The 13,826-nt window shown below is 63.7% G+C and carries 13 protein-coding genes and 1 riboswitch; of the genes, 7 read left to right on the top strand and 6 right to left on the bottom strand.

Annotation, left to right across the window (positions count from 1 at the left end):
* Positions 1–146 precede the first annotated feature (146 nt).
* Entirely contained in the window at positions 147–3,011 is a 2,865-nt protein-coding gene (gene gcvP / locus B2527_RS16030) for an aminomethyl-transferring glycine dehydrogenase (protein ID WP_293715871.1), read from the bottom strand.
* Positions 3,012–3,122: 111 nt separating this feature from the next.
* A riboswitch (glycine riboswitch) is annotated at positions 3,123–3,231 on the bottom strand.
* A 345-nt stretch (positions 3,232–3,576) separates the two neighbouring features.
* Here gcvP and B2527_RS16025 point away from each other — a divergent pair.
* The 6 genes from B2527_RS16025 (at position 3,577) to B2527_RS16000 (ending at position 10,546) form a co-directional block, all read left to right on the top strand.
* Positions 3,577–4,797, top strand: a complete 1,221-nt coding sequence (locus B2527_RS16025; protein ID WP_293715868.1) for a multidrug effflux MFS transporter — start codon at positions 3,577–3,579, stop codon at positions 4,795–4,797.
* A 73-nt stretch (positions 4,798–4,870) separates the two neighbouring features.
* A complete protein-coding gene (locus B2527_RS16020; protein ID WP_293715865.1) occupies positions 4,871–5,287 on the top strand; it encodes a hypothetical protein in 417 nt (138 codons plus the stop codon).
* Between the two features lie 535 nt (positions 5,288–5,822).
* The gene (locus B2527_RS16015) at positions 5,823–6,503 is read left to right on the top strand and encodes a vWA domain-containing protein (RefSeq protein ID WP_293715862.1); all 681 of its coding nucleotides are present in this window, start codon (positions 5,823–5,825) and stop codon (positions 6,501–6,503) included.
* Positions 6,504–6,505: 2 nt separating this feature from the next.
* A complete protein-coding gene (locus B2527_RS16010) occupies positions 6,506–7,261 on the top strand; it encodes a PP2C family serine/threonine-protein phosphatase (protein WP_293715859.1) in 756 nt (251 codons plus the stop codon).
* A 4-nt stretch (positions 7,262–7,265) separates the two neighbouring features.
* Positions 7,266–8,681 carry a hypothetical protein gene (locus B2527_RS16005; protein ID WP_293715856.1) on the top strand — a complete coding sequence of 472 codons (1,416 nt, stop codon included), beginning with the start codon at positions 7,266–7,268 and terminating at the stop codon, positions 8,679–8,681.
* Positions 8,678–10,546 (top strand): energy transducer TonB, encoded by a 1,869-nt coding sequence (locus tag B2527_RS16000; RefSeq protein WP_293715854.1) that lies wholly within the window; start codon positions 8,678–8,680, stop codon positions 10,544–10,546. Before B2527_RS16005 ends, B2527_RS16000 begins: the two co-directional genes overlap by 4 nt.
* A 156-nt stretch (positions 10,547–10,702) precedes the next feature.
* On the opposite strand, the gene B2527_RS15995 is transcribed toward B2527_RS16000, so the two are convergent.
* The 5 genes from B2527_RS15995 to B2527_RS15975 form a co-directional block, all read right to left on the bottom strand.
* Positions 10,703–11,098 carry a hypothetical protein gene (locus tag B2527_RS15995; protein WP_293715851.1) on the bottom strand — a complete coding sequence of 132 codons (396 nt, stop codon included), beginning with the start codon at positions 11,096–11,098 and terminating at the stop codon, positions 10,703–10,705.
* 147 nt (positions 11,099–11,245) lie between these two features.
* Positions 11,246–11,494: a hypothetical protein gene (locus tag B2527_RS15990; protein ID WP_293715848.1), complete on the bottom strand. Its 249-nt coding sequence runs from the start codon at positions 11,492–11,494 to the stop codon at positions 11,246–11,248.
* Positions 11,484–12,083, bottom strand: coding sequence for a tetratricopeptide repeat protein (locus B2527_RS15985; RefSeq protein ID WP_293715845.1), 600 nt, complete (start codon positions 12,081–12,083; stop codon positions 11,484–11,486). The genes B2527_RS15990 and B2527_RS15985 overlap by 11 nt, the downstream gene beginning before the upstream one ends.
* 88 nt (positions 12,084–12,171) lie before the next feature.
* A complete protein-coding gene (locus tag B2527_RS15980; protein WP_293715874.1) occupies positions 12,172–13,008 on the bottom strand; it encodes an IS3 family transposase in 837 nt (278 codons plus the stop codon).
* Positions 12,978–13,334: a transposase gene (locus B2527_RS15975; protein WP_293715842.1), complete on the bottom strand. Its 357-nt coding sequence runs from the start codon at positions 13,332–13,334 to the stop codon at positions 12,978–12,980. The genes B2527_RS15980 and B2527_RS15975 overlap by 31 nt, the downstream gene beginning before the upstream one ends.
* A 165-nt stretch (positions 13,335–13,499) precedes the next feature.
* On the opposite strand from B2527_RS15975, the gene B2527_RS15970 reads away from it, so the two are divergent.
* Positions 13,500–13,826: IS110 family transposase (locus B2527_RS15970; RefSeq protein ID WP_293715838.1), on the top strand; the 327-nt coding region annotated here is incomplete at its 3' end.

The raw sequence follows: 13,826 nt of genomic DNA, 5'->3' as shown, positions 1-13,826 counted from the left end.
AAAGCAGAGGCCAAAGCAGAAGCCTTCCACACTTGCTGTTCGCACCGCTCCAGGAAAACCCGGCGCTCCAGCTCCCTAATCGACACAGAAAAACAGCCGGCTTTCGCCGGCTGTTTTCATTTACGCATCAGGCATTCAAGCCACGATCACGCCTCGACATCTTCCTTGTACGCATCCACCGGGATGCAGGCGCACATGATGTTCTTGTCGCCGTAGACATTGTCCACGCGTGCCACCGGCGGCCAGTACTTCTGCAGCTTCAGCGACGGCAGCGGGAAGGCAGCAAGCTCACGCGGATACGCATGGGTCCACTCGCTGGCCGACACTGCACCGGCCGTGTGCGGGGCGTGCTTGAGCGGGTTGTCCTCGCGGTCCAGCTTGCCGTCTTCGATGGCCTGGATTTCCTCGCGGATCTGGATCATCGCGTCGATGAAACGGTCCAGCTCATGCTGCGATTCGCTCTCGGTCGGCTCGACCATCAGCGTGCCGGCAACCGGGAAGCTCAGGGTCGGGGCGTGGAAGCCGAAGTCGATCAGGCGCTTGGCCACGTCCTCGGCGCCGATGCCGGAGGTCTTCTCCAGCGGACGCACGTCGAGGATGCACTCATGCGCCACCAGACCGTTGCGGCCGGTGTACAGCGTGGCGTAGTGCGGGGCCAGGCGCTTGGCGATGTAGTTGGCGTTGAGCAGTGCAACCTGGGTTGCCTTGCGCAGGCCGGCGGTGCCCATCAGGGTGATGTACATCCAGCTGATCGGCAGGATCGAGGCGCTGCCGAAGCTGGCGGCGCTGACCATGCCGACCGGGCCGTTGTCGCCCAGCTTGCCCGGCAGGAACGGGGCCAGGTGCGACTTCACCGCGCACGGGCCAACGCCCGGGCCACCGCCGCCGTGCGGGATGCAGAAGGTCTTGTGCAGGTTCAGGTGCGACACGTCCGAGCCCCACTTGCCCGGCTTGGCCACGCCGACCAGGGCGTTCATGTTGGCACCGTCGGTGTACACCTGGCCGCCGTGCTTGTGGATGATCTCGCAGATCTCGACCACTTCTTCCTCGAACACGCCGTGCGTGGACGGGTAGGTCATCATGATCGCGGCCAGGCGGTCGCTGTACTTCTCGGCGTTGCGGCGGATGTCTTCAACATCGACGTTGCCGTTGGCATCGGTCTTGGTCACCACCACGGTCATGCCGCACATCTGGGCCGAGGCCGGGTTGGTGCCGTGCGCCGAGTCCGGGATCAGGCAGATGTCGCGATGGCCTTCGTTGCGCGAGCGGTGGTAGGCACGGATCGCCAGCAGGCCGGCGTACTCGCCCTGCGCGCCGGAGTTCGGCTGCAGGCTTACTGCGTCATAGCCGGTGCACTCGACCAGCATCGCTTCCAGGCCGTCGATCAGTTCCTTGTAGCCCTGCGCCTGGTCGGCCGGTGCCAGTGGGTGGATGTTGGCGAATTCCGGCCAGGTCACCGGGATCATCTCGGCGGTGGCGTTGAGCTTCATGGTGCAGCTGCCCAGCGGGATCATGGTGCGATCCATCGCCAGGTCCTTGTCGGCCAGCGAACGCAGGTAGCGCAGCATTTCGTGCTCGCTGTGGTGCGTGTTGAACACCGGGTGGTCGAGGAAGTCACTGCTGCGCAGCAGGGCCTTCGGCAGCGCGTCGGCGGTGCTGGCATCCAGTGCATCCACGTCGACGCTGGCGTCGAACAGCTGACCCAGTGCGATGACGTCGGCGCGGGTGGCGGTTTCATCCAGGCTGATGCCGACCGAACCGGCATCGATGATGCGCAGGTTGATGCCGGCGGCTTCGGACTTGGCTTTCAGCGCAGCCGAATCAACGCCGGTGATATGCAGGGTGTCGAAGAAGTCGTTGCCGACCGCCACGCCCTTGCCACGCAGTGCGGCGGCGAGGATGGCAGCCAGGCGGTGGGTGCGGCGGGCAATGCGCTGCAGGCCTTCCGGGCCGTGGTAGACGGCGTACATCGAGGCCATCACCGCCAGCAGCACCTGTGCGGTACAGATGTTGGAAGTGGCCTTCTCGCGGCGGATATGCTGCTCGCGGGTCTGCAGGGTCAGGCGGTAAGCGGCCTTGCCTTCGGCATCGACCGAGACACCGATCAGGCGGCCCGGCATCGAGCGCTTGTAGGCATCACGGCAGGCCATGAAGGCGGCATGCGGGCCACCGAAGCCGAACGGCACACCGAAGCGCTGGCTGTTGCCGACGGCGATATCCGCGCCCCATTCGCCTGGGGCGGCGATCAGGGTCAGGGCCAGCAGGTCGGTGGCGACGGCGACCAGACCCTGGCGGGCGTGCACGGCCTCGACCAGCGCCTTGTAGTCGCCAATGTTGCCCAGGCTGTCCGGGTACTGCAGCAGCACGCCGAAGGTGTCGGCGGTCAGTGCTTCGGCCGGCGTGCCGATCAGCAGTTCGATGCCCATCGGCTCGGCGCGGGTGCGCAGCAGTTCCAGCGTCTGCGGGTGCACGCTGTCCTGCACGAAGAACACCTTGGACTTGGACTTGGCCGAACGCTTGGCCAGGGTCATCGCTTCGGCGGCGGCGGTGGCTTCGTCCAACAGCGAGGCGTTGGCGATTTCCATGCCGGTGAGGTCGGCGACCATGGTCTGGAAGTTGATCAGCGCTTCCATGCGGCCCTGCGAGATTTCTGCCTGGTACGGCGTGTACGCCGTGTACCACGCCGGGTTCTCGAGGATGTTGCGCAGGATCACGTTCGGCGTGTGGGTGCCGTAATAGCCCTGGCCGATGAAGCTGCGCAGCACCTTGTTCTTGTCGGCGATGGCGCGGATCTTGGCCAGCGCGTCCACTTCGGGCAGCGACTCGGGCAGCGCCAGCGGCGCTGGCGACTTGATCGAACCCGGCACGATGGCGTCGGTGAGCGATTCCAGCGAATCATGGCCAACGGTGCGCAGCATCTGCGCGATTTCAGCGTCGTTGGGACCGATGTGGCGGTCGACGAACGCGGAGTGGTGTTCGAGTTCGCGCAGCGAAGGGGTGTTCTGGGTCATGGCTGACGTCCGGAGAAGGCATGCAGGGCAGGGGCGGTGAGCCAGGTCGGCCGCAGCCCGCCCGTGGACCGCGCAGGCGCGGTTCCACAGCCGGCAAGCCGCTGGCTTACCTCGCGCCCCTCTGTCCTTTTGCCTGAGAGTTTGGAAGCGACGCGACGAGGATCGTGCGCTTCGTGCACCTTCGGCGCCGGATTGAACCGGTCTCTCCAGAGTTTTGATGCAGGTGGTATCGGGCCTGAGCGATTACGGGCGTTTGCGCCTTCGGCAGCGGGGTCAACCGCTTCTCCCACCGTGTACGTACAGCGGGCCGATTATAGCCCGGTACAGCCCGGTAAAGGTCCGGGGCAGACCCGCGCGGCGGCTTGGATTACCATCTGCGTCCCGGTTTCCTTCCCGCGCGTTGCACGCGTCTGGCCGGGCATGCCGGAATACCTACCTGAACCGGGTGAATGTCCGGACAAATTGCCGCATCATGGCCGTGTGGCGCCCTCGCGCCCGGTCCTGTTCATTCTGTCCCCACCCCCGCATCGGCCCCGCGCCGGTGCCGTTGCTGGTTATGAGAACCATGGAAGCAAGCAAGCAGGTTTCGCTGCGCCGGATCGCCCTGTTGGTCGCTGGCCTGTCGATGTTCGGTCCGTTCGCCATCGATGCCGTATTCCCGGCCTTCCCTCAGATGGGCGGTGATCTGGGCGCCGACAAACTGGCCATGCAGCAGGTCATCAGCGTCTATCTGCTGGCCTATGCATTGATGAGCCTGGTGCATGGCGCGCTGTCCGATGCGCTGGGGCGCAAGCGGGTGATCATTGGCGGGCTGGTGGTGTTCATCGCCGCCTCCATTGGCTGTGCGTTGTCGCGCGACATGGGCACGCTGTTGCTGTTCCGCTTCCTGCAGGGGCTGTCGGCCGGCGTGGGCTACATCATCGGCCGCGCGGTGATCCGTGACCTGTACGACGGCGACGAGGCGCAGCGGCTGATGAGCCAGGTGTCGATGATCTTCTCCATCGCCCCGGCCATTGCTCCGATCATCGGTGGCTGGTTGCTGGGCTGGACGCACTGGCAGGGCATCTTCTGGTTCCTGGTGGCGTTCTCGGCGCTGTTGCTGCTGGTCACCTGCATCTGGTTGCCGGAAACCCACCCGCCACATGCGCGCCTGAGCCTGCACCCCAAGCGCTTGCTGCAGGACTACATCAGCATCGGCGTGAACCCGCGCTTCCTGCGCCTGGCGCTGGCCGGCTCGCTGGGCTTTGGCGGGCTGTTCCTGTACATCGCCTCGGCACCGGCCTTCATCCTCGACCTGCTGCACATGAACGAGCGTCAGTTTGCCTGGCTGTTCATCCCCACCATTGGTGGCATGGCACTGGGCGCCTATGCCTCCGGTCGCGCCGCCGGGCGTGTGGACGGGGCGCGGGCGGTGCGCATCGGGTATGGCTTCATGGCAGTGGCTGCGGTGTACAACGTGGCCTACAACGCCTTTGCCGCGCAGATGACGGTGCCGTGGGCGGTGTTGCCGCTGACCCTGACCTCGTTCGGGGTGGCGCTGATCTTCCCGATCCTGACCCTGGCCATTCTCGACATGTACCCGCGCCAACGCGGTACGGCCTCGTCGATGCAGGCGTTCAGCACCCTGGTGACCAATGCCATCATTGCCGGCGTGCTGTCGCCACTGCTCAGCCGCAGCGGTCTCACCCTGGCAATCGGCGCGGCCCTGTTTGCGGTCGGCAGCGGGGTGATGTGGAAATGGGAGCGCATCAGCCAGCGTGCGCGCCGCGAGCAGGACCCGTCCTGACACGATTTCACCCCGTATCGGGGACAATAGCCGCGCCGCCATCATCGGCGGCCGTTCAAAGAGTGAACAACTGATGTCGATCCAATCCAAGGGCCGCCGCGAGGCGAAGAAGAAGCTGGCCGAGCGCGAGCGCAACCGTGCCGAGGCCAACCCCGCCGCCAAGGCCAAGGTCGAGCCGCATGCAGAGCTGCGCGACCAGCAGCGCACCTTGCTGGCTGGCATCGTCCGTCGCGACGGCGAATGGGTACTGGGCATGGACGGCAAGATCGCCGGTGAGACCACCAGTGCCGCCCGCGTGCTGGCCCTGATCATGCAGGCCGCCGAGTGGCACGAGAACAACAATACGCCGGTGCGGCTGGCGTACTCGGATGCACTGAAGGACGCCGCGCATGCCGAGGCGGCCGAGCAGGGCATCGATTTTGATACCTACAAGCGCAACCTGGCCGGTGAGCTGGGGAGCAAGGCCAAGGCGACGGCCGGCACGCATTGAGTCCGCGCATTGCTTGAAAACGACAAGGGCGCCGATGGCGCCCTTGTCGTTTCCGCACCGGCAATGCCCCGGCGCGCGCGGCAAGACCGGCCTGGATCATCGCGCAGATGCAGGCGGATGTCGGCATGGCCCCCGTATTGAAGCCAGTGCCCGGGCGCCGACATCGCTGGCTGTCATGGCGGGTTTGATCCGTGGCACCAATAGGCAATGGCCATCGGGTTCTGCCTTTCCCTCGCAAGCGCACAGTTTTCCTGCGCGGCTGCCGCATCGGCAGGTGATGACGGGCGGGCAGCGGGAGTGCTGCAAGCGCCAAGTGCCAGCATCGACGGTGCCAGCAGTACGCGAACGATAGATCTCACTGGAGTCACAGCCCCTGGTTGATGGGAATTGCCTGAGATCGCCAAGCGGGGGGCCTGGATCGCCGCGACGCGCCGGCGAGTATCGGTCATTGGCGCGGCGGTGGGCGTCAAAAGCCCGGGACTGGGTTATGGCTATAATCCGGCCATGACGTCCCCTGAGCATGGAGGCACACCTGATGTCAGTTGCAGCTATTCCCGATGTGTCGCTGGTTGATAACAGCGAGCAGCGCACCCCCCTGGTCTTGGTGCTGGACTGTTCCGGCAGCATGGGCGGGGCGCCGATCGACCAGCTCAATGCCGGGCTGAAGCTATTGGAACAGCAGCTCAAGTCCGACGTGATCGCAGCCAAGCGCGTGCGCGTGCTGGTGATCGAATACGGTGGCATGGACGACGCCCAGGTGGTTGGCGACTGGTGTGACGCAATGGATTTCACTGCCCCCGTGCTGGCGGCCAACGGCACCACGCCCACCGGTGCTGCGGTGGAACTGGCGCTGCAGGAGATCGAGGATGAAAAGGCCCGTTTCCGTGCAGCAGGCGTTGCCTATACGCGGCCCTGGCTGTTCCTGATGTCCGATGGCAACCCCACCGATGGGTGGGAAGCAAGCGCCCAACGCTGCCGTGAGGATGAGGAAAAGAACCGCGTGGCGGTGTTCCCCATCGGTGTTGGCGATGCGGATGTTGCTGTGCTGGGGCAGTTCAGCCGCAACGGCGAGCGTGGGGTGAAGCGCCTGCAGGGGCTGCAGTTCCAGGAGCTGTTCCTGTGGCTGAGCGCCAGCATGCGGGTGGTGTCCAACTCGACGCCGGGCGGCCAGGTACAGCTGCCATCGACCGACACCTGGTCGTTGGCGCCGGTTTGAGCATGGCGTGGCGCGTGGTGGCGGCCTCCGCCACGGGGCGCGCGCACCTGGACCGGGGACAACCCTGTCAGGATGCGTTTGCTTCGGCCAGTGCCGGCGACCTGTTGGTGGCCGCTGTCTGCGATGGTGCCGGTTCGGCGATGCACAGCGACGTCGGCGCACGGCAGGTTGCCGACGGCGTCGTGCAAGCGCTGGTGCGCGTGTTGCAGGCCGGGCCGCGGCCATTGGAGCTGGCGGTGGACGTCCTGCGGCCGTTGATCGAGCAGGCGGTGAATGACGTGCGCGGTGAGCTGGCCATGGCTTCGGTCGCCAACGGCGTGGGCTTTTCCGAGCACGCCTGCACCCTGGTCGGCGTCGCGGCCGATGCGACGGGTGGTTGGTTCTTCCATGTCGGCGACGGTGTCGCGGCCTGCAGGTTCGGGGGGCAGCAGGCAAGCGCGGTGTCGTTGCCCGCCAATGGCGAGTATGCCAATGAGACCTGGTTCGTGACCGGCGACAACTGGCAGCAGCAACTGCGTCTGATGCGTTTCGAAGGACCGGTTGATGCCATCGCGCTGATGTCCGATGGCGTGCAGCCGTTCGCGATGACGCGTGATGGTGCGGATATGTTCCAGCCCTTCTTCGAGCCGGTAGTGCGCTACCTGCGCGGTGTCGACGCCAATACCGGCAGCCAGGCCCTGCACGCGACATTGGCCGATCCGCGCACCGACCACATCACCGGCGACGACAAGACGTTGCTGTTGGCCTTGCCGGTGTAGGCCGATGGCCGCGCGCGAAGGCACGGTGATCCAGGACGGGCGGCGTGCTTCACTGACGCTTGGCCGGCTGATTAAAAGTGGCGGTGCCGGCAGTGTTTTCCTGATCAGGGAGCGCCCGCTGGAGGTTGCCAAGCTCTATCACCCCGGCGTTGATACGCGGGTATATGAGCGCAAGCTGCGCGCCATGCTGGAGTTGAGCCCGGATCTGCCCGACGTGCAGGAAAAGGGCGTGCGGCATGTGCAGATCGCATGGCCCACCGGTTTGTTGCAGGAGCGCGGCGGGCGCTTCATCGGCTTCAGCATGCCGGTACTGGACATTGCCGCCACCAGCGACCTCGAACATGTGCTGCAGGAACGGCAAGCCCGGGCCGAGGGCTTGCCCACCACGCTCGGCGCGAAAGCCACGCTGGCCGCCAACCTGGCGGTGATGCTGGCCGCATTGCATCGGCGCCAGCATTATGTGGTGGACCTGAAACCGCTCAACGTGCGCTTCTACCGCAAATCCCTGTTCATCGCGATGCTGGATTGCGATGGTTTCAGCATCCAGGGAGAAGGCGAGCGCTTTCCGGCCGGGCAGGTGACCACCGATTACCTCGCACCGGAGTTCCAGCAGCATGGCGTGAAGCCGGGGGAAGAGGAGGCGCAGGACCGCTTCGCGTTGGCAGTGATGGTGTTCCAACTGCTCAATGCCGGTTTGCATCCCTACAGTGGCCGTCCGCAGGGCGCGAATCTGCCCAGTGATCTGCCCGGACGCATCGCCTCGCATCTTTATGCCTACGGGGTTTCCGGCAACTCGCGCATCCTGCCGTCGCCGGTCAGTGGCCATCAGGGGTTTCCCGCGCCACTGCGGGAGATGTTCGACCGCGCCTTTTCGCAGCGCCCACTGCAGCGCCCGACAGCGTCGGAATGGGGCGCTCTTCTGCAGGGCTACGCACGCCGCAGCGCAGGCCAACTCGTCAAATGCGGCAAGGACGGTACGCACCAGCATTTCGCCGGCTTGCCGTGTGCGGCATGCGCACGCAAGAGCCTGCTGAGCAAAGCGGAGCGCGCCACCCGCTCGCATGCGCCGCGTCGCGCCAACGCCGGTAAAAAGCGTCCGCGCGCTGCCGCCGCGCACGGCGCCGTGACACCGGCGCCCCTGCGCAATGTGGCCCGCGGTGCCGCGGCACCGCCAGCTGCGCAACCGGCCGCTGCCGCTCCCCTTGGGCCTGGCGCGCGTGTGTTGTTTGCTGCCGTTGGGCCATTGCTGCTGGGCTGGGTCATGGGCTGGGGCATGCCGGCGTACCGGGCCTACCACGCTGCGGCAGACCCGGGCTGGCGTGAGGCGATGGCGCTTGGCGTGCAGGGCGGTCTGCTGCTGCTGGCGGCCCTGCTGTTTGTCCTGTTCGTACCGGTGCTGGTCACGAGCAAACGGCCATGAGAGTTGTCGTCGGGCTGGTTGTTGCGGTGATTCTGCTGTTGGTGCTCATGCCCCTGTGGGGCATGATCGGCGCGTTGGCATACGGCGGCATCGCCTGGACCGGGCAGCTTCTTTCCAACGGCGTGCTCACTGATGGACGGCTGGCATTCCGCGCCGGTGTGGTGATTGGTGGCACTGTTTCGGTGGCATCGCTGCTGCGCGTGGGCTGGCGTGACCGTGCCTGGGAATACGCCATCATGGCGGCGCTGCTGGCATTTGGCTTTTTCCTGCTGCTGTTGGCCACCGGAACCTCCTCGGTGCGGTACGTCCCGCCCAGCCGGGTGTCCCAGGACCTGATGCGCGAAGCCGACCTTGCGCGTGAACGCGGGCGCCCCATGTGGACATCGCGCAGCGGCTATGAACGGGAAGCGGCAGCCTTGTTGCGCGACATCGCCCGCGCGGCGGCGCGCGGCAATGTGGCCGTGGTGGATGAAAAGCTGAAGCAGCTGCAGGATTGGGCGCAGTCCCGCCAGCGCGCTGCCAGTTGGACCGATCGCGACCGGCACGAAGCAGCCCGGCAACAGTTCGGGCGCTCCACGATGGATGCGCAGACCGCAGCGGAAAGGAAGGCAAGCAGCGAAGAACGCATCGCGCTGCTCACCACAATGTGGGACGCGGTGCCGGATGTGGACACCGGGGGCGTGCAACGCTTGCTGCTGGAGCTGATCGGCCTGAACCACGCGCTGCGTGCACGTATGGCCGATTCCGTGGATGCAGACGAGCCGGCACTCTCCATCGACGACCAGGTGCGCGGGATACTGACGCTGCAGGAGGCCCTGCTCAGCTACAAGCCAAGCTATCCCGCCTTGTGGGATAGCTATGCAGCGGTGGTGGTCGATGTCGATGAAGAGCTGGCGTTGGGTGCACTGTTGGTGTCGGCACGGCTCAAGCAGGGCGAAAAGGAGGGAAGTCCTCGTTCCGAACCACTGGACCTGCAAGGGCGCTTTCTGGCCAGGGATCTTTCGTTGCAGGCGATCTGGCTGCCAGAGTCCTCGCGCAAGCGCCTGGAAATACTGCAGGCGCGGGCCGAGGTGTTGCAGCTTCCCCGGCGGGGTGCTGCTGGAGATGATGCCAACGGCGCAAGGAGAACGTCCGAGCAGGTGCTGCCGGCAGCGCAATCAGCGACAACCGGCAAGGGCCTGAACGTTGTCCGGTACAGGCAGCAGTCACCCCTTGCGCCGCCAGCTGCAACCTCTCCCCGCCGTGCCAATGGCGAGGTCTTCGTCGATCTGCCTGCGGCGGGCTTTGAGGCCATGGTGCAGCCGATAGCGCTGCCTGTCTCGGGTGTGCGCACGAACGCGCGTCTGCAGCTGGTCATCGACGTTCTTGCCGACGGCACGTTGAGCTCGGTGCTGGTCGAGGAAAGCACGGGCGATGCTGCACTCGATACCCGGGCGCGTGAAGAGGCTGCCCGTTGGACGATCAGTGACCGGGCACCGAAGGCCGGTGAACGACGCCGGGTGGAGGTGCTTTTCACGGTATCGCCGGCAGCAGCCGACGGTCGGGTAGAGCAGGCAACGTTGCTTCCTGGTGCAAGTTCGCGCGATTTCCTCGCGACGCTGTTGCGCGACAAGGCCCGCACCAAACCCGCCCGCTACCCGCCTGCATCTGCCCGTGAAGGGCTGGAAGGCCGCGTGCTGTTGGCAATAACGCTGTCCGGCGACGGGCAGGTGAAGCGTGTTCGCATTACCGAAAGCAGCGGCAACCGCTTGCTTGATGCGGCCGCCCGTGAGGCCGCGCTGGGCTGGAGTGTGGCGCCGGGTATGGCCACGTCGGACGTGGATGAAGTGACGCTGGATATCCCGGTTACCTTCCGCCTGCAATGAGCACCTCGACGCTGGCAGCCAGGTGCTACGGTAGACCTTCCACGGGAAGGGAAACTGAGCCATTGCCGGGAGCAGGATCAAACCGCTGGGCGCGGCGTGGGGCAGCTCCTTGATGGGCCGCTGGCGAAGCTCACCATGCTTTGGTGGGCACTGCGCCTAGTCGGCAATCTCGGTAATTGTCCATTGGGCTGCAGCCTTGTCCGCGAACTCAAGTTCCATCGCCTGTCTTACCAGACCCGTGATGCCGAACCACGATTTGTTGGCGTGGGTATCAAGCCCGAGGCCTTGCATTTCACCGGCAAGCCAGCGTGTTTCGGCGTTGGACATTCGCCGTTTCTCGTCCTGGCGCAGTGATCGCCGGTGCCGCTTCATGATCAACCGGAGCTGCTTTGCGGTGGTCACGCCAAGTGGCTCAAGCTGGGCAAGGAGCTCTGCCAAATCTTCGTTGCCGTAGTCATTGCGTCGGCGGAACAGTGAAAGCACCGTCTTGCGGACGATGCGCGGTGTAAGCCGTACGTTCTCTGCGCGGGACCTGGCATGGCGATGAGGCATGGGGATATCCGGGGAAGCGCAGATCACAGGTTTGCGGTGCCTACTGTCCCGGGGAGAATCCACGGACAGGCCTGGAAGAACTACTCGGTGGCGAACTCTGCACTGGGTACATGGGTTGCCCAGCCTTCGAAGATAGCGGTGATGCGATCAATTCACGCTGCTACCGGGTGTAGTCGGTTTTCTGGAAGTCAGTGCGATAACCCACGCAACGATCTCCAGCACAATGCCAATGCCACCCAGTAGCCATGCCCCCGTGCTGGAGGAGGCAACGTAGAAGCAGAGTGCGGCCAGGAATAGAAGGATTGCCAGAACATGCAGGATTTTCATGTGGTCACCTGATTGTGGAATCAAGGCATCGCGAAGCAGCGTCGGCGTGAACGAATTGTCAGCTTCCATTGCCAAGGTGCTCGGCCTGAAGGCTTTGCCACTTGCCAAGTATGGACATGCGCTTGGCAATATCACGCTCGTCTTTGAGCTCTGCGAAGGTCGCAAGATAACCATCTTTCAGTGTGACAAATGTACTGCTTTTCAACTCTGAGGCTATCCAAAGGCGTTCTTCGCAGGTTGGCTCCTGCAGAAACTCCTCCACCTCTAAAAGATAGCTCTCTTGATGCCGGTTGGACTGACACCAGATGTCGGGTGCGTTCAAACGTCGCCCAACGAGATGCGGCAACATGAATATGTTGCTGAGCATCGTATCCAGGAGGCGCATGCGCGCTTTGACAGGATCGCCTTGTCTATGTGCTGCTAGTGAGCTGTACAGGTGGAACACAGGCTCGCCGATATCATCCGGAAATTCTTCGTAGAACCAGTCGAATGTTTCATTGGCGCGCTTCAGATCGCCTGCGAGTAGAAAGAAAACGCCAGCACGGTATCGCTTGCCGCTGCCGTCGTTGATGTAACCAAAAGAAGACCTTTCCTTTTCGAGGCCTCGGACCGCACGAACGGCACGATCTCGGAAATGCTTTTTTATCTCTGGGGTCACGCGGAAGTCTCGTGTGAAGGTTGATGCCTGATTTAGGCCGCGCCGCGAATCTGGTGGGGCTTCCTTCGAAAAAGTGGACACCTGTTGGTCAATGGCAGGTGCGCTCGAATTCCACGGGTGTTTTATACCCCAGTGCGGAGTGTAGGCGCTGGTTATTGTAGAAACCCACATGGCTGCGGATGGCTGCCAGTAGGGACCGGTCGGTTTCAAATGTGCGTTGGTGATAGAAGTCGGCCTTCATGGACTTATTCCAGGATTCCATATGTGCATTGTCGGTCATGCGCCGAGGTCGATTGGCGGACTGCAGCAGGTCAGCGTGCTGCAGTTGCCGTCTGAACTCGCTGTCCAGGAACTCGATGCCGCGATCACTGTGAAAGATGGCTCCTGGCTTGGGTCGGCGGGTGCGCAGGGCAGAAGCCAGTGCGCGCTTGGTCAGTGCCAAGGTACGATCCTTTCCAAGCGACCAGCCGAGCAAGCGTCTGGAGCAGCGGTCCATCACTGTGGCCAAGTAGCGCCATTGGCCGGCGACCTTCAAATAGGTGACATCGCCGACCCACACTCGGTCTGGTTTTGTGTTGTCCATCAGATGGGCATGGCTTCCTATGCTGGCCAGGAATCGCTTGAGCCCGGGGCGTTGCTTGTACACGCTTGCCGAACGCGCAGATATGCCTTCCAGACGCATCAATCGCTCAACGCGGCGACGCCCGATGATCTCACCAGTTCGCTTCAGTGCAGCGTGTACACGTGGGCTGCCATAGGTGTATCGGCTTTGTGCATGCACGTTGCGGATGCGCTCGATAAGAAGGCCGTCCTCAAGCAAGCGTGCGTTTGGTGGCCGACGCGGCCAGGCATAGAAGCAGGCCGTGCTGACGTCGAACAACTGACACATTGCTTTCACCGGACAGGCTTCTTGGTGATGGGCGATGAAGGCGAAGACATCGCTTTTTGTTTTGAAGTGAATGCGATGGCTTTTTTTAAAATGTCATTCTCAAGCTGCAGGCGTTCGTACCTGCGCTTCACCTCGCGCAACTCCTTGAGCTCGGCACTGATGGCTTGGTCCAATTCGACACCCTTGGTCACGATGATTCCTTCGCGGGCAAGCTTTCGCCAACGAGACAACATGAAAGGATGGATGTAAAGGGATTGGGCAACATCGGCCACCGAAACGCCCGGGAGCTCGCTCAAGCGTACGGCGGTTGCCTTGAAATGATCGGTATAGCGGTAGGTGCTTCTGGGGCCAGGGCGGGGCATTGGGATACTCCTGATCGTTAGGTCAGGGTGTCCACTAAAGCGAAGGAACTACCGTAGTCGGCTTGAATGAGTAAAAAGGAAACTCCCCATCCCTGCGGATAACCGCTCGGTCTTGAAGGACCATGATGGCTCTCACCATCGGTATGTCTGGACGAGGAGTTTCCAATGCGCACTATAACCATTGGTGTGGACTTGGCAAAACAGGTGTTCTCGGTATGTGCGGCTGACGCGGCAGGACGGATTCAAGAACGGCGGGAGCTTCGCCGGGAGGCATTCATCCAGTGGCTACCCCGCGTTCCGGAGGGTACGGTGGTGGCGATGGAGGCCTGCAGTGGCGCCCATCACTGGGCGCGCCGCTGCCAGGACTATGGCCTGCAGCCGCGACTGATAGCCGCCCAGTTTGTCGCCCCATTCCGCAAGAGCCGCACGGCCAAGAACGACCGCAACGATGCCGAAGCGATTGCGACCGCTACCCGTCAGGGCAATATGCGC

Source organism: Stenotrophomonas sp. UBA7606 (genome assembly GCF_002477705.1).
Classification (GTDB): domain Bacteria; phylum Pseudomonadota; class Gammaproteobacteria; order Xanthomonadales; family Xanthomonadaceae; genus Stenotrophomonas.
This window is presented reverse-complemented; position numbering and strand designations above follow the sequence as displayed.

Bases quoted from the DNA above. Each gene is read 5' to 3' on its own strand.
- B2527_RS16005 (WP_293715856.1), top strand. From the start codon at position 7,266: ATGGCCGCGCGCGAAGGCACGGTGATCCAGGACGGGCGGCGTGCTTCA.
- B2527_RS16000 (WP_293715854.1), top strand. From the start codon at position 8,678: ATGAGAGTTGTCGTCGGGCTGGTTGTTGCGGTGATTCTGCTGTTGGTG.
- gcvP (WP_293715871.1), bottom strand. From the start codon at position 3,011: ATGACCCAGAACACCCCTTCGCTGCGCGAACTCGAACACCACTCCGCG.
- B2527_RS15995 (WP_293715851.1), bottom strand. From the start codon at position 11,098: ATGCCTCATCGCCATGCCAGGTCCCGCGCAGAGAACGTACGGCTTACA.
- B2527_RS15990 (WP_293715848.1), bottom strand. From the start codon at position 11,494: ATGGAAGCTGACAATTCGTTCACGCCGACGCTGCTTCGCGATGCCTTG.
- B2527_RS16025 (WP_293715868.1), top strand. From the start codon at position 3,577: ATGGAAGCAAGCAAGCAGGTTTCGCTGCGCCGGATCGCCCTGTTGGTC.
- B2527_RS15975 (WP_293715842.1), bottom strand. From the start codon at position 13,334: ATGCCCCGCCCTGGCCCCAGAAGCACCTACCGCTATACCGATCATTTC.
- B2527_RS16010 (WP_293715859.1), top strand. From the start codon at position 6,506: ATGGCGTGGCGCGTGGTGGCGGCCTCCGCCACGGGGCGCGCGCACCTG.
- B2527_RS16015 (WP_293715862.1), top strand. From the start codon at position 5,823: ATGTCAGTTGCAGCTATTCCCGATGTGTCGCTGGTTGATAACAGCGAG.
- B2527_RS16020 (WP_293715865.1), top strand. From the start codon at position 4,871: ATGTCGATCCAATCCAAGGGCCGCCGCGAGGCGAAGAAGAAGCTGGCC.